This is a genomic window from Methanofollis liminatans DSM 4140, assembly GCF_000275865.1.
GTDB lineage: Archaea > Halobacteriota > Methanomicrobia > Methanomicrobiales > Methanofollaceae > Methanofollis > Methanofollis liminatans.
In genome coordinates this window covers 2,199,397-2,217,957 of the sequence record NZ_CM001555.1, presented here as the reverse complement: position 1 = coordinate 2,217,957, position 18,561 = coordinate 2,199,397, and the positions used below count along the sequence as shown (strand labels likewise).

General features: G+C 65.8%; 21 protein-coding genes. 15 read left to right on the top strand and 6 right to left on the bottom strand.

The genetic code is table 11. The annotated features are described in order from the left end of the window. Positions 1-781: 781 nt before the first annotated feature. The 3 genes from METLI_RS10955 to METLI_RS10945 are packed head-to-tail and all read right to left on the bottom strand — an operon-like array spanning position 782 to position 4,102. Positions 782-2,800 carry a DEAD/DEAH box helicase gene (locus tag METLI_RS10955; RefSeq protein ID WP_004040427.1) on the bottom strand — a complete coding sequence of 673 codons (2,019 nt, stop codon included), beginning with the start codon at positions 2,798-2,800 and terminating at the stop codon, positions 782-784. Further along, a complete protein-coding gene (locus tag METLI_RS10950) occupies positions 2,797-3,609 on the bottom strand; it encodes a DUF7839 domain-containing protein (RefSeq protein ID WP_004040425.1) in 813 nt (270 codons plus the stop codon). Before METLI_RS10950 ends, METLI_RS10955 begins: the two co-directional genes overlap by 4 nt. Beyond that, positions 3,590-4,102, bottom strand: a complete 513-nt coding sequence (locus METLI_RS10945; protein WP_004040423.1) for an ArsR family transcriptional regulator — start codon at positions 4,100-4,102, stop codon at positions 3,590-3,592. The genes METLI_RS10950 and METLI_RS10945 overlap by 20 nt, the downstream gene beginning before the upstream one ends. Positions 4,103-4,158: 56 nt before the next feature. On the opposite strand from METLI_RS10945, the gene hypF reads away from it, so the two are divergent. After that, positions 4,159-6,375, top strand: a complete 2,217-nt coding sequence (gene hypF / locus METLI_RS10940; protein WP_004040421.1) for a carbamoyltransferase HypF — start codon at positions 4,159-4,161, stop codon at positions 6,373-6,375. Between the two features lie 36 nt (positions 6,376-6,411). After that, positions 6,412-6,993, top strand: a complete 582-nt coding sequence (locus tag METLI_RS10935; RefSeq protein WP_004040419.1) for a hypothetical protein — start codon at positions 6,412-6,414, stop codon at positions 6,991-6,993. Here the strand turns inward: METLI_RS10935 and METLI_RS10930 are convergent. Further along, positions 6,979-7,740: a hypothetical protein gene (locus METLI_RS10930; protein ID WP_004040417.1), complete on the bottom strand. Its 762-nt coding sequence runs from the start codon at positions 7,738-7,740 to the stop codon at positions 6,979-6,981. The genes METLI_RS10935 and METLI_RS10930 overlap by 15 nt on opposite strands. A 194-nt stretch (positions 7,741-7,934) precedes the next feature. Between METLI_RS10930 and METLI_RS10925 the strand changes: the two genes are divergently transcribed. Then, the gene (locus METLI_RS10925; RefSeq protein ID WP_004040416.1) at positions 7,935-8,597 is read left to right on the top strand and encodes a PIG-L deacetylase family protein; all 663 of its coding nucleotides are present in this window, start codon (positions 7,935-7,937) and stop codon (positions 8,595-8,597) included. Positions 8,598-8,600: 3 nt separating this feature from the next. On the opposite strand, the gene METLI_RS10920 is transcribed toward METLI_RS10925, so the two are convergent. Beyond that, positions 8,601-9,023 carry a universal stress protein gene (locus tag METLI_RS10920; protein WP_004040414.1) on the bottom strand — a complete coding sequence of 141 codons (423 nt, stop codon included), beginning with the start codon at positions 9,021-9,023 and terminating at the stop codon, positions 8,601-8,603. 209 nt (positions 9,024-9,232) lie between these two features. On the opposite strand from METLI_RS10920, the gene METLI_RS10915 reads away from it, so the two are divergent. From METLI_RS10915 to METLI_RS10905, 3 genes are read left to right on the top strand one after another with little or no spacing between them, the layout of a single operon-like run. Further along, entirely contained in the window at positions 9,233-10,696 is a 1,464-nt protein-coding gene (locus tag METLI_RS10915; protein ID WP_245529365.1) for a SulP family inorganic anion transporter, read from the top strand. A 44-nt stretch (positions 10,697-10,740) separates the two neighbouring features. After that, positions 10,741-11,694 carry a daunorubicin resistance protein DrrA family ABC transporter ATP-binding protein gene (locus METLI_RS10910; protein ID WP_004040409.1) on the top strand — a complete coding sequence of 318 codons (954 nt, stop codon included), beginning with the start codon at positions 10,741-10,743 and terminating at the stop codon, positions 11,692-11,694. Then, complete coding sequence (locus tag METLI_RS10905) at positions 11,691-12,446, top strand: ABC transporter permease (protein ID WP_004040407.1); 756 nt, start codon at positions 11,691-11,693, stop codon at positions 12,444-12,446. The genes METLI_RS10910 and METLI_RS10905 overlap by 4 nt, the downstream gene beginning before the upstream one ends. A 1-nt stretch (position 12,447) precedes the next feature. Here METLI_RS10905 and METLI_RS10900 read toward each other — a convergent pair whose 3' ends face one another. After that, positions 12,448-12,816, bottom strand: coding sequence for an ArsR/SmtB family transcription factor (locus METLI_RS10900; protein WP_004040405.1), 369 nt, complete (start codon positions 12,814-12,816; stop codon positions 12,448-12,450). 154 nt (positions 12,817-12,970) lie between these two features. Here METLI_RS10900 and METLI_RS13235 point away from each other — a divergent pair, with 154 nt between their 5' ends. The 9 genes from METLI_RS13235 to METLI_RS10860 all read left to right on the top strand — a co-directional run bounded on the left by METLI_RS13235 (position 12,971) and on the right by METLI_RS10860 (position 18,532). Further along, positions 12,971-13,138: a hypothetical protein gene (locus METLI_RS13235; RefSeq protein ID WP_157203272.1), complete on the top strand. Its 168-nt coding sequence runs from the start codon at positions 12,971-12,973 to the stop codon at positions 13,136-13,138. Positions 13,139-13,223: 85 nt separating this feature from the next. Continuing rightward, positions 13,224-14,105, top strand: coding sequence for a permease (locus METLI_RS10895; protein ID WP_004040401.1), 882 nt, complete (start codon positions 13,224-13,226; stop codon positions 14,103-14,105). A 48-nt stretch (positions 14,106-14,153) separates the two neighbouring features. Then, entirely contained in the window at positions 14,154-15,227 is a 1,074-nt protein-coding gene (locus METLI_RS10890) for a permease (RefSeq protein WP_004040400.1), read from the top strand. A gap of 7 nt (positions 15,228-15,234) precedes the next feature. Next, entirely contained in the window at positions 15,235-15,495 is a 261-nt protein-coding gene (locus tag METLI_RS10885; protein WP_004040398.1) for a hypothetical protein, read from the top strand. Beyond that, positions 15,492-15,731, top strand: coding sequence for a thioredoxin family protein (locus METLI_RS10880; protein ID WP_004040396.1), 240 nt, complete (start codon positions 15,492-15,494; stop codon positions 15,729-15,731). Before METLI_RS10885 ends, METLI_RS10880 begins: the two co-directional genes overlap by 4 nt. A 1-nt stretch (position 15,732) precedes the next feature. Then, positions 15,733-16,194, top strand: a complete 462-nt coding sequence (locus METLI_RS10875) for a putative zinc-binding protein (RefSeq protein WP_004040394.1) — start codon at positions 15,733-15,735, stop codon at positions 16,192-16,194. Between the two features lie 12 nt (positions 16,195-16,206). Then, positions 16,207-16,593, top strand: a complete 387-nt coding sequence (locus METLI_RS10870; RefSeq protein ID WP_004040392.1) for a DUF2703 domain-containing protein — start codon at positions 16,207-16,209, stop codon at positions 16,591-16,593. Further along, positions 16,590-17,669 carry an ACR3 family arsenite efflux transporter gene (gene arsB, locus METLI_RS10865; RefSeq protein WP_004040391.1) on the top strand — a complete coding sequence of 360 codons (1,080 nt, stop codon included), beginning with the start codon at positions 16,590-16,592 and terminating at the stop codon, positions 17,667-17,669. Before METLI_RS10870 ends, arsB begins: the two co-directional genes overlap by 4 nt. Then, the gene (locus METLI_RS10860) at positions 17,666-18,532 is read left to right on the top strand and encodes a universal stress protein (RefSeq protein WP_004040390.1); all 867 of its coding nucleotides are present in this window, start codon (positions 17,666-17,668) and stop codon (positions 18,530-18,532) included. The genes arsB and METLI_RS10860 overlap by 4 nt, the downstream gene beginning before the upstream one ends. Positions 18,533-18,561: the final 29 nt, after the last annotated feature.

Below are 18,561 nucleotides of genomic sequence, written 5' to 3'. Positions count from 1 at the left end.
GTTCTTTCACGTGATGGGCCGGGACGAGGTGAGAAAAAAAGCCCTGAGCCGCACGCTCCTTCGCGCCTGGAGCGTGAGGCACTCAGGGAAACGATCAAAAAGAGTGCCTGGCTGGAATTATGGGGGGGGCGCCCTGCCTGCCCGCACGCGGAACGCGAAGAGCCGAACGATCAGAGCCCGGGATCGAATTTCCTGAGGCGGAGGAGCATCGCCTCTGCCGGGGGCAGGTCGGCGGCATGTCGGCCGATGAGGCCCCTCACGTCATCCTCTCCCCTGATCATTTTCCGGCGGTCGAGGCCGTCACTCCGGATTCTCTGTAGAAATGGCCACTGTATTTCCTGTTCTTCGCATTCACATGCCATGCTGATCGCCCCTGAGATTACTCGATCATAAGCACATTATATTATATAAATATTCTTTTTGTTGTTGCGGGCTTATGATTTAGATATGTTGAATTTTGTGGGGTATTAATCGACAATCTCCGGGTGGTCATGGCAGGAAACCCGGATGATTCCGGCGCATTGTCCGGGTTTTAAGAAGAGCGAGATGCAACGCCGGGGGCCGGAGGCGCAGAACAGGGAAATATTTAAATGGGGGTGTCCCGGATAATGCGGTTATATATAGTGCCTGTGGTTCGGCCGGACCGGTGCCGGCCCGACCGCTCGATACATCTGCGCTATCCCTGCCTTTCCAGTCGAAAACGATTGGATTGTCTCTTCGGGGCGGGGTACGCTCCTGTTTTCGGCGGGGGGAGGTGGTCGAAACCTGCGGATTTCGATCCTTATCCTCGCTCTTCCCGCACCGTGCAATCGATCTCGGCGAGGATATCCAGGGGGTCGTCCTTCTCCCCGACGAGGTCCTTGATCAGGAGCAGGCGCTCGACCCCGATGAAGTGCCTGGCCATCACCATCGCCAGGTCGGTGAGGTCGACATGCCCCTTCTGCCACCGCACCAGCCTCCGGCTGACCAGGAGGTCGAGCACCGGTTCGGTCGTCCCGACCATCACCGCCTCCATCCGGCGGATCTCGGCGCCGTCGCCCTTGCAGACGATGGCGTTTGCGGCGAACTCCTCGGAACTCTCCTCGACGCCGTAGACCGGGGCGACCTCCTCCATCTCGCCCTTCAGGAGGGCGATCGCCATCTCCTCCTCGGTCGCCTTCGAGGTCCGGGAATAGGTCGCACCGGGTTCGGCCAGGATGACGACCTTGCCTTCGTCGTGGAAGTCCGGGCGCCCGGCGCGGCCGAGCATCTGGTTGAACTCCTGCACCGTGAGCCACTTGATCCCCATCGCGAGGGCGTCGAAGATCACCTGCGAGGCCGGAAAGTCCACCCCTGCCGCCAGCGCCGCCGTCGTGACCACGCAGGCGATCTTCTGCGAGGAGAAGAGGTCCTCGACCTGCCGGCGCTCCTGCGAGGTGAGCCCTGAATGGTACGGGCGGGCGATGTTCGCCCCGATGGCGTCCGCGAGGGTGTGGCAGCGAGCGCGGGCGTTGGTGAAGACGATCGTCTGCCCGCGGTATCCCTTCGAGGAGCGGCGGGCGAACTCCTCGCGCACCATCGTGGTGATGAACTGGATCTTCTTTTTCTTCTCGGTGAAGATGAGGTGGCGCTCCAGCGGGACCGGGCGGCTGTCGTACCTGACCAGCCGCGCCCCGAGTTTCTGCGCCAGGGTGCTCGGGGCGCCGATCGTCGCCGAGAGGTAGAGGAACTGGGCGTTCGGGGAGGTGTACTTGATCCGGGCGATCAGGCCGTCGAGGCGGTGGCCGCGCTCGGGCTCCTCCAGGTTCTGGACCTCGTCGATCACGACCGTCCCGATATCCTTCAGGTCCCGGCCGTTCCGAAAGACCGTGTCCAGGCCCTCGTAGGTGCCGACGACGATCTGCGCCCTGGTGCTCCGCTCCCCGACCGGCCGCGTCTCAGGGAGGTTGAGGCGGCTTGCGCCGACCTGGAGAGAAACCGTGGCGAGATCCTTATACCGCTCCTTGAACCTGAGGTACTTCTGGTTTGCCAGGGCGACGAGGGGCACCAGGAAGAGGAGGCGCCCCCGCCCTTCGAGGAGGTTTTTCATCCCGGCCATCTCGCCGATGAACGTCTTGCCGCTTGCGGTGGCCGAGACGACCAGGAGGTCCTCGCCTTCGAGGAGGCCGGCGTTGACGGCGAGCTGCTGCACCGGCGTGAGGTACTCCACCCCGGAGACCTTCGCGAACGCCGGCGGGACGTCCACCTGGGTGATATGGGCCGTTTCGATCGGCCGCACCGCTTCGAGGCGGTCGAAGAGGGTCTGGCCTTTCTCCCGCTGCTCTGGCTGGAGGAGGGCGAGCACCCGGTCCACGTCCCGGTACGACTCCAGCAGGGAGCGGACGTGCTGGACCGAGCGGTCGCCGAACCGGCCGAGGTAGCCCATCTCCCGCCTGATCTCGCGCTCGGCGCACTCCAGGCAGATCCGCTCGCGCCCGAACTTTGCGGCGTTCTTCTTCGAGAGGGCGGTGACCCGGTCCTCCAGGAGACAGATGCGGCAGAGGTCCACGGTGGAGGGCGTGATCTGGAAGTCGCCGAGAAACGCCAGCAGGGCCGGATCGGGCTTCGTGATCCTGACGTCGGCCTTGCGGAGGCGCTCGATCAACTTTTTCGTCGGGACGTTCTGGTAGTTGCGCCGGTTCGGCTGTTTCGTCTTCAGGTCGGTCGGGCGGTAGCCCCGGGATGATTTCACCAGTTCGAAGACCCCGGTCTCCCGCACGCTCCTGCCGTCAAACATGAGGAGCTTATAGGCTCCTCTCTGCGGGGCGATGATGACCGTCATGGGAGGATCAGGTCATGGATCGTGTAGTTCAGCCCCGCACTCTCAAGCCGTTTGAGAAAATCGGTAAACTCTTCGTCGACGATGAGGATGGCGCACTCGACCCCGTGGAAGGCCGCCTCGATGACGCCTTCCCGCGAGCCGAAGGAGATGTCGGGCCGGCGGCCGACGGCGGCGAGCGCCACCGACGCCTCGAGCCCGGCGATCCCGACCAGGCCGACCCCGGCAAGGACGGTGCGCAGCCCGTCAAGGTCAACTTTACGCGAACCGCCCCGTTCGATCCGCGGCACCTTGAGGACGTGCACTGTTCCTTCCGTGTGGTCGATGAGCCCGGCAAGGCGGGCGATCCCGACGTCCTGCCCCGTATCGGCGTCGGCGATCACCTCTCCCATCGCGCTCTGCTCCTCTTTCGATGCATACAGCCAGCCCCCCTGCATGTAGACGCCGACCTGGTCCCCGGCCTTCAGCGGCCCGGCGGCGATCGCCGGCCAGACCCGGACCTTCTGGATGACGTCGCGGGTGACGTGGCGGGCATAGTTCTCCAGCACCTCGGCGTTGGTGAGCACCCACTCGATCCCTTCCTTCGTCACCTCGTAGCGGCCGCGGCCGTAGGCCGAGACGTAACCGTCCTCGGCGAGTTCGCGGATGTACTCGGAGACCGCCTGCGGGGTCACCCCCATCTTGGCGGCGATCTCCTGCTGCCTGATCGCGGGCTGGTGCTCGGCGACCTCGACCAGGATCTGGAATCGGGTGATCTCGCGTTTGCTCCGCAGGAGCACGGAAAGGGGGTCTTCACCTGGCATTGCCGACATGGACCAGTCCCTGCCCCTTCACATCAAGGTTTGGAATCCGCTTGGAGAGCGCCTTGATGACGAGGGGTGATACCTCAAACTTCCGTGCGATATCGGCGATGGACGTGTTCCCTGAATTCAGTTCGTCCTCCACATGGGACGCCAGTTTCTGTATGTTCTCATCGGTCGAGAGGGAGATATAGATCAGGTCGGCGAGATCGATCATCGAGCACTGAAAATTCGCCCTGAAGGTCTTGTAAGTTGATCTGAACTCTTTGCTCGGCTTTTCGCCGGGTTTCGGCATCCGCCACTGCTCCTCGATGAGGTTGCCCTTCCTGAGGATGGAAAGGCATGAGGCGACGCAGGCGCTCTCGCACCGCTCTGCGAGCTCCTCCTCGGTCATCCAGTTCTTATCGAGCAGTTCGTAGAGCTGCTTGAATTTTGGATTGTTGAAGGTGAGGAGCAGAGGTACGAGTTCGACGGGATCGTTCACTATCCGAATATGGCCAGTCACGCAAAAACCCTATTTATATATCGCTCTATCACACAATAAGTTTTTGCAGGTCTTGAATGCAAAACAGAGGGAAAATCGTCATCCGCGGTATTGTGCAGGGGGTTGGATTCAGGCCGTTCGTCTATGCTCTCGCCGAGAAATACGCAATTTCAGGCTGGGTGAAGAACCTCGGGAGCCGGGTGGAGATCGCCGCTGCCGGTGCGCGCTTTTCTGAGTTCTGTGCCGAGGTCTCGAAGGGTACGGTCCTCTCGACGATCGACGCCGTGGACGTTTTCCCGCTGGACGAGGAGGTCGGGCCGGGGTTTGTGATCCGGTCGAGCGGCCAGGGATCGCTCGACGGGATGATCCCGCCGGACGTCGCCGTCTGCGACGATTGCATCAGGGACATCTTCACGCCGGGCGGGCGCTACGAGGGATACTGGGCGACCTCGTGCGTCAACTGCGGCCCCCGCTACAGCATCATAAAAACCCTCCCGTACGACCGGGAACGGACGGCGATGGACGCATTCCCGACCTGCACGCCCTGCGGGGCCGAGTACGCCGATCCGGCGTGCCGCCGCCATCACGCCCAGACGATCGCCTGTGCGTCGTGCGGGCCGTCCCTCGCCCTCCTGGGGCCGGACGGGACGGAGAGGGCGTGCGCCGACCCGGTCGCCGCTGCGGCGGCGATGCTCGACGCCGGGCAGATCCTCGCCGTCCGCGGGCTCGGGGGCTTCCACCTCGCCTGCACCGAAGAGGCGGCAGGCGTGCTGAAGGGGCGCCTCGGCAGGCAGGAACAGCCCCTGGCGGTGATGGTGCGGGAGGACGCCGTCGAGCGCTACGCCTCCCCGACCGAGGAGGATTGGGGGGCGCTGCGGGACCGCGTGCACCCGATCGTGGTGATGGAGAAGCGTGACCCCGCCGGGAACAGGGGGATCTCCTCCCTCCACACGATCGGGGTGATGCTCCCGTACACCGGGCTCCACCACCTCCTCTTCGCCCGCCTCGGCCACGACCTGCTGGTGATGACCTCGGCGAACATGCCGGGGACGCCGATGATCACCGCCACCGCCGACGCCGTCGAGCGCCTCCGCGGGACGGCGGACGCCTTTCTCGTGCACGACCGGGAGATCGTCAACCGCTGCGACGATTCGGTGGTGCGGGACGGGCATATCATCAGGCTCTCGCGGGGGATGGCGCCGATGCGGGCGGCGATCGATCTCGGGGGGCGCTGCATCCTGGGCGTCGGGCCCGAACTCAACGCCACGACGACGATCTACCGGAACGGGTTTGCGGTCACCTCGCCGCACGTGGGCAATGTGCGGAACCCGCAGACCCTCGCCTACCTGCAGGAGACGGTGGAGAAGATCGGGCGCCTGCTCGGGGCCTCGTTCGAGGTGATCGCCCACGACCTCCACCCGCAGTTCCTCTCGACCAGGTACGCCCGTGAACTGGCGGCGGAGACCGGCGCCGAACTCGTGGCCGTCCAGCACCACCGCGCCCATATCGCCGCCGCCACCCGGGAGGAGTGCGTCGGGATCGCTATCGATGGCGTGGGCTACGGCGACGACGGAACGATCTGGGGCGGCGAAATCTTTGCCGGGGCGGCGCCGCACCTCGAACGGGTCGCCCACCTCCAGACGGTGGCGATGCCGGGCGGCGACCTGGCGACCCGGTACCCGGAGCGGATGCTCTATGGGATCCTGCCGGAGGAGGAGACCCTGCGCCTCCTCCTCTCACGCGGCCTCGGCGAGGTCGAGGCCGGCGTGCTCGCCCGGCAGGTGGAGCGGGGGGTGAACGTGGCGCGGACCAGCAGCACCGGACGGGTGCTCGACGCCGCCGCCGCCCTCCTCGGGATCTGCCGGGAGCGGACCTATGACGGCGAACCGGCGATGAAGCTGGAATCGGCGGCGTACGGGGTGCGGGCGGAGGAGTGGGACCTCGAATATGGGCGGGAGGGGAACTGCCGGACCCTGCAGACCGCCGCACTCTTGAAACGGGCCGCGGCCGAGGGGGCGGCCGGGAGGGACGTGCACGGGATCGCCGCCTCGGTGCAGCACAACCTTGCCCGCGGCGTGGCGACCCTTGCGATCGACGCCGCCGCCGAGCGCGGGATCGGGACGGTCGCCCTCTCCGGGGGCGTCGCCTACAACGCGGCGATCCGGGAGACGATCCGCCGGTGCGTCGAGGATGCGGGCCTCTCCCTCCTGGTCAACCGCCGCTACCCCCTCGGGGACGGGTGCATCTCCTTCGGGCAGTGCGTATGGGCGGCGGCTGAACTCGATGAAAGATAACCCTATTGGGAGGGAGAGAAAGAATCTCACTCCTGCATGACCGAACTCGTCTCCCATTACCGCGTCGAGGGCGGGACGACCCTCGTCGAGATGACGCTCTCCTCGGTCGCCCAGTTCTTCAACTCCTTCGACCCGGCGCCCTTCTACGAGAAGGAACTCGATAGGGACGCCGTGGACTACATCCTCGCCGCCGTCTCCGACCTGCCCCCGGAGACGCCGATGAAGATCGTCATCTACCTCCCGCCCGCATCGGCGACCGGGGAGAACGCCCGCATGATGGAGCGGGCGGTCAGGGCGCATTTTACCTATCTCGTCAGAAACGGCAATCGGCAGATGCGGCTGCGGTTCCGGGAGGGGCGGATCAATATGGCGATCGGGCTTCTCTTCCTCTTCGCCTGCCTCTCTGCGCACCAGTTCCTCACCCCGTGGACGACGAACGGGTTCGCCGCCGTGATCCGGGAGAGTTTCATCATCATCGGCTGGGTCGCCCTCTGGGAACCGGTGCAGTTTTTCCTGTACGGCTGGCACCCGGCGCGGCGGATGCGCCGGGTCTACCTGAAGGTGATCGGGATGCCGGTAGAGGTGCGGGCGGTCGCCGGGGACTCAGTGCATCCGTGACATCGCTTCCCGGTGGTGGAGGTTGTGGAGAAAGGTGTGAATCGCTCGTTTCTGTTTTTCGAGGGTGCGGCGGTCGCTCTTCAACCGGTCGAGTTCCTCGTCGACGATGGTGTTCACCCGGTCGAGCCATGAGGCGGCATACTCGCTCATGCCGCCGTTCTGAAAGGTCTGGATCTCGTCGAAGACCGTCTGGAAGAAGCAGAATTTGTCATAGAAGAGGTCGCTCACCGCCGTCCTGATCCGGTCGCGCATCAGGTAGCGCATCGAGAGCGGGCCGTACCAGACCCGCCCGACCGGTTCGCCGTCCTCGTCGAAGCCGGCGCAGGTCCGGGCCGAGGGCATGCCCGAAAACCCGTACCTGGCGGCAAGCATCCGGTTCACCTCCAGGAGGGCGGCGCGGTCGGTGGCGAGGGTGCGGAGCGAGTAGCGGTCCCGCGGGACGATCAGGAACTCCACCGCGGCCGGGTCGGTGGTCTTTCTGGTGAGGATCCGAAACGAGGGGAGGGTGCCGGCATCGGGATGAAAACAGGTGCGTCCGGCATAGTCGAGCACGACCGGAGGCTCTCCCCGGGCCGTGAGGTCCCGGGCGCGGGCGGTGGCGAAGGTGGTCTTGACGGCGCCGGCAAGGGTGTGGAGTGTGCAGGAAAGATCATATTGGGTCGGCCGCGAAGGGTAACGGTGCGGCACGGAAAACCAGAGGTCTATCCAGTCTTTATGAAAAATATGCTGTTCAACAGGTGATACCATGACGTCCCCCTGGAGTGGTGCACGCGGGGGAAAATAAATTTTTTTGTGGCGATTATCCATAAAATTTCAAGAATATAAATTCTTTTACCTTGAAATCTGGATTTTTGCGTGTATGTTTGCGATTATGTGAATATTCATCCTCCTGTCTGACGCCTGCCCGGCAGATATTTGCCTGACCGGGACGATCCCCCTCCATGCATGTGCTTGCCCTCGGGGCGCACCCTGACGACCCCGAGATCGGGTGCGGCGGGAGCCTGGCCCTCCACGCCGCCGCCGGCGACCGGGTGACGGTGCTCTACGCCACCGCCGGGGAGGCCGGGGCGTTGGGCGCCCCTGAAGATGAAACGGCCGCACGGCGCCGGGCCGAGGCCGCGGAGGCGTGCGCCGTCCTGGGGGCGGAACCGCCGGTCTTCCTGGACTTTCCCGACGGCCGCCTCGCCTATGCGGGCTATCCTCTGGTCGCCGCGATCGGTCGGGCCGTCAGGGAGGTGCGCCCGGCGATCGTTTACGTCCACCACGGAGGCGACGCCCACCCCGACCACGCCGCCCTCGCCGCGGCGGCGATCGACGCCGTCAGGCGGGCCGGAACACCCCATTTCCCCGACCTCGGCGAGACCCCGCACCAGGTGGGGGAGATCCGCCTGTACGAGGTCTGGACGCCGCTCGCAGAACCGGCGACGGCGCTCGATATCACCGGCGTCGCCGAGAGAAAAGGGGAGGCGGTCCGCTGCCACGCCTCGCAGTGCGGCGTGCACGCCTACGACGAGATCGCCCTGGGGCTGAACCGCTACCGGAGTCTGCTCGTGCCGGGGAGCAGGTATGCCGAGGCCTTCGGGGCGGCGCGGCCGCGGTGGTGAAGCCTACTTGACGATCATCACCGGGCAGGCGGCGGCCTGGGCGACCTTCTGGCTGACGCTCCCGAGGACGACCCCCGTGAGGGCGCCGAGCCCGCGGCTCCCGATCACGATCAGGTCGGCGCCGACCCGCCCGGCGGTGGCGAGGATCTCCGCTGCGGGATCGCCCATTCCGACCTCCAGGGTGTACGGGACGCCCGCCTTCTCGATGAGGTCGAGGATCGGGGCGGCGATCGAGCGGGCGTCCTCCTCGAGGACGGCGTGGACGTCGAAGTTCGCCCGCACGATCCTGGACTGCGCAGGGGTCGCGGCGACATAGACCGCGGCGAGGGACGACCCCGCCAGGTCGTGGACGAGGCCGGCGGCGGTGGCGGCCGCACGGCGGGAATTCTCCGAACCGTCTATTGCAAGAAGCACCGTATGAAACATGAGGACCTCCAGAGGGCCGGTCGGCGTCGGCCCGGCCCATCAGTTCTATACAGAGGGATATCGCACCTTAAATCCGTGCCGGGCCTCTCCCTGCGCGCCGCCGGCATACTTTGAAAAAGACCGGCCCCCATATATACTGTCATCCGCGGCATGGCCGCACCGCCCGGGGCATGGTCTCTGTGCCACGCTCAATATCCAGAGGAAATGCCGTGAATTTCACTATCGCCCCTGATTTTGCCGCGCTGAAAAAGGCGTGGCTCTCCAATATCCGCGGGGATACCCTGGCCGGGATGACCGTGGCCCTCGCCCTGATCCCTGAGGCGATCGCCTTCTCGATCATCGCCGGCGTCGACCCGATGGTCGGGCTCTACGCCTCCTTCTGCATCGCCGTGGTCATCGCCTTCGCCGGCGGGCGCCCCGGCATGATCTCGGCGGCCACCGGGTCGATGGCCCTGATCATGGTCGTCCTGGTCCGCGACTACGGCCTCGAATACCTGCTGGCGGCGACCGTCCTGACCGGGATCATCCAGCTCGCCCTCGGCCTCTTGAACGTCGGGCGGTTCATAACGTTCATCCCGTACTCGGTCGTGCTCGGCTTCGTCAACGCCCTCGCCATCCTGATCTTCCTCGCTCAACTCCCCTTCCTGATCGGGGCGCCGCCGGCGGTCTATGCCCTCTCGGCGGCGTCGGTTGCGATCATCGTCCTCCTCCCCCGCCTGACGAAGGCCGTCCCGCCGGCGCTCGTCGCCATCGTGGCGGTGACCGCCGCCGCCGTCGCCCTCCACCTCGACGTCCTCACCGTCGGCGGCATGGGCGAGATTACCCGCACCCTCCCCTCTTTCCACCTGCCGGTCGTCCCGCTGACCCTCGACACGCTCCTCATCATCCTCCCGTACGCTGTGACCCTGGTCATCGTCGGGCTCATCGAGTCCCTGCTCACCGCCTCGATCATTGACGAGATGACCGGGACGCAGGGGGACAACGACCGCGAGGTGCGGGGGCAGGGGATTGCAAACTGCGTCGCCGGCCTCTTCGGCGGCATGGCCGGGTGCGCCATGATCGGGCAGTCGGTGATCAATGTCAGGTCCGGCGGGTCGGGGCGCCTCTCCACCCTCGTCGCCGGCCTCTTCCTGATCTTCCTGATCATCGTCCTCGGGGATATCGTCGCCATGATCCCGATGGCCGCCCTGGTCGGCGTGATGATCATGGTCGCCGTCGGCACCTTCGAGTGGCAGTCGGTCCGCGACCTGCCCAGGATCCCGCGGGGCGACGCCGCCGTGATGCTCCTCACCGTCGCCATCGTCGTCGCCACCCACGACCTGGCAAAGGGCGTCATCGCCGGGGTCGTCCTCGCCGCCCTCATCTTCGGCTGGAAGATCTCGGTCATATCGGCGGCGAAAACCCTGCGGGAGGACGGCGCGATGGTCTATACGATGAAAGGCCAGCTCTTCTTCGGAACGATGTCGGCCTTCATGGACCTCTTCGACTATGCCGGCGACCCGGTGCGGGTGCGGATCGATTTCTCGCACTCGCATATCTGGGACCAGTCAGGGGTCGAGGCGATCACGCGGGTGGTCCACCGCTACCAGCAGCACGGGAAATCGGTCTATGTCACCGGGCTGAACGAGGAGAGCCAGGCGACGCTGGACCGGGGTTTCTCGCGGGAGAAATAGGCCCGCACCTTTATCCCGATCCCCTGAGAGAGGGAGATCGGGATATGGACGGCGTGCAGGAGAGGGACGGCGGGGAATATGCCATCGAGGCCGCCGGCCTGAGGAAGACCTTCAACGGGGTCGCGGCGGTCGACGGCGTCTCGTTCTCGGTGCGCCGGGGCGAGGTCTTCGGGTTCCTGGGGCCGAACGGCGCCGGCAAGACCACGACGGTCCGGATGCTCACCGGGGTGATCAGGCCGGACGGCGGGTCGGCCCGGATCCTGGGGCACGATATCGTCAGGGCGCCGGTGCGGGCGAAACAGGGTTTCGGCGTCGTGCCCGAGACGGCGAACGCCTACGCCGACCTGACCGCCAGGCAGAACCTGATGCTCGTCGCCGGGCTCTACGGCCTCGAACGCTCGAAGGCCGAACGCCGGGCTGAGGCGCTCCTTTCGGCCCTCGGCCTCTTCGAGCGGCAGGACGACCGGGTGCAGGGGTTCTCGAAGGGGATGAAGCAGCGGCTCATCCTCGCGATGGCCCTCCTGCACGAGCCCGATCTCCTCTTCCTGGACGAACCGACCGGGGGGCTCGACGTCCAGAGCACGCACCTGATCCTCTCGATGCTGCGCGACCTCAACGCCGCCGGGACGACGATCTTCCTCACCACCCACAACATGGACGAGGCGAACCGCCTCTGCGACCGGGTGGCGATCATGCGCACGGGCCGGATCGTCGCTCTCGACGCCCCGGAACGCCTGAAGATGGCGATCGAGCGTCTCCACACCGTCGAAGTGAGTTTTGACGGTCGGGTGGAGGCGGGCGCCCTTGCGGCCCTGGCCGGGATCGTCTCTGCCGACCGGGAAGGGGACCGGTGGGTGATCGCCACCGCGGACGTGGACGCCGCCGTCCGCGCCCTCGTCGGATTCGCCGGGGCAGAGAGTCTGCGGATCGTGCGCCTGAACACCCCGGCGCCGACCCTGGACGAGGCGTTCCTCAGACTGACGGAGGGGACGGGATGAACCCGGAGCACCCGTTCGAGCAGATGCGCCGCGCCCTTGCTATCACGAAAAAGGACATCAGGATCTACTACGCGAAGGGGCCGGTGGTGATCTTCGGGCTCTTCATGCCGCTCTTCCTCTTCCTCGCCTTCGCCGTCGGCAACCGGGGGCTCTCGGCGCCGTTTCTCGTATCGGGCCTCCTGGCGATGAGCCTCTTCTTCACCGCCACCGCCGTATCGCCGGTGATCCAGCCCTGGGAGGCGCAGGCACGGACCCTGGAGCGCCTGCTCGCCGCCCCGATCACGATGCGCACGCTCGTCGCCGGGGATATGCTGGCGTCGCTCGTCTTCACCCTCCTCATCGCCGCCGTCCCGGTCGGGATCGGGTGGGCCGCCGGGGCGCCGCCCCTCCACCCGCTCGCCCTCCTCGCCGGGATCGTCCTCGGGGCCGTCTGCTTCTCGGCGTTCGGCCTCCTCCTCTCGACGCCGCCGACGAACACCCCCTCGAACGTCATGATGCTCTCGTCCCTGGTGAAGTTCCCGCTCATCTTCATCAGCGGCGTCTTCGTCCCGGTGGAGGAACTCCCGCTCTGGGGGCAGGCCCTGGCCGTATGCTCGCCGCTCACCTATTTCACCGATATCGCCCGCTACGCCCTCCTGGACACCCACACCTTCCCGGTGATCGCCGATCTCGCCGCCCTTGCCGGGTTCGCCCTCCTCTTCGGTGCGGTCGCGATGGCCCTGCACGAGCGCACGGTTGGGGGGCGGATCTGATTCAGGTGCGGGGCGGCGCCCACCGCTCGCCCTCGCCGGTGAGGCGGTAGATGATCCAGTTGCCCTGCTGATCGCCCTGGATCAGTCCGGCTTTTTTCAGCACCGAGAGGTGGTAGGAGAGTTTGGAGTCGGCGATCTCGAGCACCGCCTTGATCACGCAGACGCAGAGGGGCTGGACGGCGAGCATGGCGAGGATCTTCTGGCGGAAGGGGTCGGCGAGCGCCCGGTGGGCGGCGCACCTCGCCGCGATCGCGGCGTCGGGGGGCAGGCGCTCGATCAACCCTTCGATGCCGCCGCACCGGCAGAGCGAGGCTTCGATCTCCAGGGGAATGCCGCGGTATCCCTCTCCACAACACTTCTTCTCGTCCACGCTCGTTTCTCCTCCTATAGTTCAAAAGATTATGAAATGATGCCAGATATAGGGTTCGGTCAGGCGCGGGCCCTGCACCGCCCTGCCTATTTCAAAAATTAGTGAAACCGCAACCTATATACTCCTGCGCCGCCAATCGAAGATTCAAACAAATTTGAAACTCTCCCACATGGTGATGAAATTGACTGAAAAAGATACGGTGAAGAGAGAAGGCGGGTTCCTCTCCCGCCTGCGCTCGATGGGCGGACAGGACTGCGGATGCGGCTGCTGCGGCGGCGTGAAGATCGTACCGAAAGAGAAGAAGGCCGAAGAGAAGGAGTAAGTGAGGGTGATGGGTCCGGGAACGGGACGGAGGGAGAGCGACGGCGCTCACTGAGACGCTTCTTGAAGCCGGCGGGTTCTTCGTCGTGATCGCCGGGGAACTGGTCGTCCTCTTTGTCGGGGTCAGTTTCCTGGTCGGTCTGCTCCAGGCCTACATCCCTGAGGAGCGGATCAGGCGGACCCTGGCCGGACGGGGCGAGGGCGCCTCCACCGTCCTCGGCGGCTTCTTCGGGGCGCTCACGCCCTTCTGCTCCTGCTCCACGATCCCGATCCTGGTCGGGCTGCTCAACGCCGGGATCCCGTTCGCCGCCTGCATGGCCTTCCTGCTCGCCTCGCCCCTCTTAAACCCGGTGATCCTCTCCCTCCTGGCCGCTCTCATCGGCCCGGTGCCGACGGCGATGTACGCCATCATCACCTTCTGCGCCGCCCTCGTGCTCGCCACCCTCCTGGGGCGGCTCGGGTTTGCGCGATACGTGAAGGAGGTGACCGTCGAGGGGATGGCGTCGGCGCCGGCGTGCGGGTGCGAGGGGGGCACCTTTGCGGAGCGTCACGGCCCGCGGTTCTCCGCCGCCCTGCACTTCGCCGTCTCGCTCTTCCGCCAGGTCTTCCCGTACCTCGTCCTCGGCGCCGCCATCGGGGCCTTCATCTACGGTTTCGTCCCGGCCGACCTCATCATCTCGGTCGCCGGGCCTGACAACCCCCTCGCCATCCCGGCCGCCGCCCTGATCGGCATACCAATGTATATCAGGGCCGAGACGATCATCCCGATCAGCGCCGTCCTCCTCCAGAAGGGGATGGGCGCCGGGGCGGTGATGGCCCTGATCATCGGCGGCGCCGGGGCGAGCATCCCGGAGATCACCCTGCTCTCGGCGATCTTCGAGCGGCGTCTGGTGGCGGCCTTCGTCGTCACCGTGCTCGGGATCGCCGTCCTTGCCGGGTTCGCCTTCGGCGTCATGCTCCCGGCATAAAAAGAGACGGAACACACCACACTCACCAACAGCACAAGAGAGAAGATCATGATAGACATCCTCATTGGCTCGCTCCTCATGGGCTGGGAGACCCTGCTCGGCTACCTCGCCGAGCACGTCGTCACCTGCCTGGTCCCGGCGTTCTTCATCGCCGGCGCCATTGCGGCGTTCATCAAGAAGGAGGCGATCCTGAAGTACTTCAGCCCGGACGCGAAGAAGAGCGTCGCCTACGGCCTCGCCTCGGTCTCAGGGACGGTGCTCGCCGTCTGCTCCTGCACGATCCTGCCGATGTTCGCCGGGCTCTTCAAGCGGGGCAGCGGCATCGGGCCGGCGACGACCTTCCTGTACGCCGGGCCGGCGATCAACATCCTGGCGATTGTCTATACGGCAAAGGTCCTCGGCTTCGACCTGGGGCTTGCGCGGGCGGCCTTTGCAATCATCCTGGCGATCGTCATCGGTCTTGTCATGGCCGCCCTCTTCCGCTCCCACGATGTCGAGACGCGGCAGAAGATGGCGGCGATGCCGCAGGTGCCCGCCGGCGGCGGGGAGGAGCGCCCCCGCTGGGTCGTCCCGGCGTTCTTCGTCATGCTCGTCGGGATCCTGATCGCCGGCACCGCCCAGGCCGACTGGATGATCAAGTTCCCGGTCATCTACGCCCTCACCCTGGGCACGGCCTACCTCCTCATCTACTTCTTCGAGCGGGACGAGGTGACCGAGTGGGGCTGGGAGACCTGGGACCTCACGAAGAAGATCTTCCCGATCCTCCTCATCGGCACCTTCGCCCTCGGGATGCTCGCCTACTTCCTCCCGCCCGAGACCTTCGGCCCCTTCTTCGGGACGAACTCCCTCCAGTCGACCCTGCTCGCCTCGATCGTCGGGACGATCCTGTACATGCCCACGCTCCTCGAGGTGCCGGTGATCGGCACCACCTTCGGCTACACCTCGGGCGTGATGGCCGGCGGCCCGGCGCTCGCCCTCCTCCTCTCGGGACCGAGCGTGAGTCTGCCCTCGCTCCTGGTGATCTCCCGGATCATGGGGCCGAAGAAGACCGCCGTCTATGCAGTGCTCGTGATCGTCTTCTCGGCCCTCGCGGGGTTCGCGTACGGCCTGATCCTGGGGTGAACAATACATGACAGAACGCACAAAACCGTGCTGCGCCGCCGAGGCGATGCGGCGGATCAGGCAGATCGAGGTCGGCGGGATCGTCGTCGGCCTGACCATGCTCGACGACGCCATCGACGAGGTGCGGGAGATGCACCTCGCCGGCGCCGACGCCATCGCCGACGAACTGATGAAACAGATCACGATCTACAACTACGTACCCCGCGCGGCCGAAGCGGCCTACCGGACGGCCCTGCTCAGGGAGTACGAGAAAAAGGTGACACCATGAAGATTGAAATCCTCGGAACCGGATGCATGAAATGCAAACGCCTGGCAAAGAACGTCGAATCTGCGGTCGCGGAACTCGGTATCTCCGCCGAGATCGAGAAGGTGGAGGATATCACCGCCATCATGGATAAGGGCGTGATGCTGACCCCGGCACTGATCGTCGACGGCGAACTGCTGGTCTCGGGCCGGGTGGCCGACGTCAAAGAGCTCAAGGAGATCCTGCAGGGGGCGAACTGAAGTGGCAGAGACACCCACCTGCACCTGCGGGCAGAACGAGGCGAAGCGGGTCATCTTCCCGTGCGCCGGGCAGGCGAACACCGGGCAGATCACGAACCTCGCCGCCGTCCAGCTGACCGAAGAGGGGTTCGGGAGCATCGCCTGCGTCGCCCTGCTCGCCACCGGCGCCGAAGGACTGGTCAGGAACGCAAAGAGCGCCGATGAGGTCGTCGTCCTCGACGGGTGTCCGATGCTCTGCGCAAAGAAGATCGCAGAGGCGCAGGGCGTTCCCGTGGGGCAGCACCTGGTCGTCACCGACCTCGGCATCGCCAAGGGGCCGTCGCGGTCCTACACCGACGACGATATCGAGACGGTCGTGTCGGCGGCCTGGGAGGGGCGGGGCCGGACTGAGGCGAAGCCCGCCCCCGAAGAGAAAAAGCCGGGGAACGGCGGCTGCGGGTGCGGCTGCGGCGGGGGCTGTTAGAGGAGGGGAAAAATGGCCGGCACCCTTCTCGTGGAATGGCGGCACATCGGTGAGAGCGTGGATGCGACCTGCGAACGGTGTGCGGCGACCGGGCGCACCCTCAATGAGGTCGTCGCCGCCATCCGCCCGGCGCTCTCGGCCCGGCGGATCAGGGTGCGGGTGACCGAGACGGTCCTCCCGCCGGAGCGGATCGCCGAGTCCAACACGATCCTCTTCAACGGCATCCCCATCGAGGACCTCCTCGACGAGGTGCGGGTGGAGATGACCCCCTGCGCCTCCTGCTCCTGCATCACCGGGACCGATGCCTCGTGCCGGGCGATCGTCTGCGGGGGCGAGACCCACGAGGCCCTCCCCGCCGACCTGATCCTGAAAGCCGCACTGCGGGCGCTGGAGCCATGACCGAACGCCGTCTCTCCACCTTCGAGAAATATCTCACGGTCTGGGTGGCGCTCTGCATCGTCGCCGGGATCGCCCTCGGCCGCGCCGCCCCGGGCGTCGCCGTCGCCCTCGACTCGTTTTCGGTCTACCAGGTCTCGATCCCGATCGCGATCGCCCTCTTCTTCATGATGTACCCGATCATGGTGAAGATCGACTTCGCCGAGGTGCTCAGGGCGGCCCGGACCCCGAGACCCGTCGCCCTCACCCTCTTCGTGAACTGGGCGGTCAAGCCCTTCACGATGTACATCCTCGCCACCTTCTTCCTGGGATACGTCTTTGTCGGGTTCATCCCCGGGACCGAGGTGCTCGCCGACGGGAGCACCGTCGAACTCTGGCGGAGCTACGTCGCCGGGTGCATCCTCCTCGGGATCGCCCCGTGCACGGCGATGGTGTTGATGTGGAGCTACCTGGCAAAGGGCAACGACGGCCTCACCCTGATCATGGTGGCGATCAACTCCCTCACGATGCTGGTGCTCTACGCCCCGCTCGGCGGGTTCCTCCTCGGCGTGAACGCCATGCCGATCCCCTGGGAGACGATCCTCCTCTCGGTCTCGGTGTACGTCGCCCTCCCTCTCGTCGCAGGCTACGTCACCAGGAAGTGGATCATCGCAAAGAAAGGGATGGCGTGGTTTGAGACGCGGTTTTTGAACCTGCTCACCCCGGTCTCGATCGTCGCCCTTCTCGGCACCCTGGTCCTCCTCTTCACCTTCAAGGGCGAGGTCATCGTCGAGAACCCCCTGACGATCCTCTGGATCGCCGTCCCGCTCTTCATCCAGACGGTGCTCATCTTCACCCTGGGGTATTTCGTCCTGGCCCCGAGGATCGGCCTCCCCTACCGGGACGCCGCCCCGGCCGGGATGATCGGCGCCTCGAACCATTTTGAGGTGGCGATCGCAACGGCGACGATCCTCTTCGGCCTGGGGTCGGGGGCGGCGCTTGCGACGGTCGTCGGCGTCTTGATCGAGGTGCCGGTGATGCTGATGCTCGTAAAAATCTGCCTGCGCACGCAGGGAATGTTCAGGAGTGAACCGACATGAAGATGGACTCGATGCTTGTCCCGCTGGAGATCCACGGTGCGGCCGCCGCTATGGCGCCGGCCGTGGAGGAGATCGCCCGCCTCGGTGTGGAGCGGGTGGAACTGCTGTACGTGATCAACATCAGGGAGACGGCGGGCGATCCCGGCATTCATGCGCACGACCGCGAGGTGATGGACGGGTGGACAAAACGCCTGGAGACCTGCGGCGTCCCCGATGTCGGGGCCGAGGTCGTCGCCGGCATCCCCTGGATCGAGATCCTGGAGCGGGCCGAGGCGGCGCCGCCGTCCCTCATCGTGATGGGCTCGCACGGGCGCTCCCTGATCCCCCGGGTGGTCCTGGGGAGCCAGACCGAGAACGTCCTCGCCCATGCGACGGTGCCGCTCCTGATCCTCCGCCTGACCGTGATGAAGGAAGGGGACCCGGACGCCTGCACCCTCACGACCGATCGGATCTTCCGCCGGGTCCTCTACCTGACCGACTTCTCCGGGGATGCAGAGCGGTGCATCCCCTTCATCGAGTGGATGGCCGGGGCCCGGCCCGGGCGCCTGGTGATCATGCACGTCCAGGACACCCGACGCCTCTGGACGGCCTCGCAGGAGCAGATCTCTGAGTTCAACCGGAAGGACGCCGCACGCCTTGCCAACCTGAAACAGCGCTTCGAACCCCTCGGGATCCCGCAGGTCGTCACGATGCTTGTGACCGGCAACGCCATCGACGAGATCCTGGGGGTCGAGGAGACGTTTGAGCCGACGCTCATTGTCATGGGGGCAAAAGGGCGGCACAGCGCGATTCGGTCCCTTCTTGGCGGGGTGACCGGGGCGGTGGTCCACGGCGCACGGGCGCATGTGCTCGTCGTCAGATGATCAGTTTCAAATATTTTTGAATCTCTGTA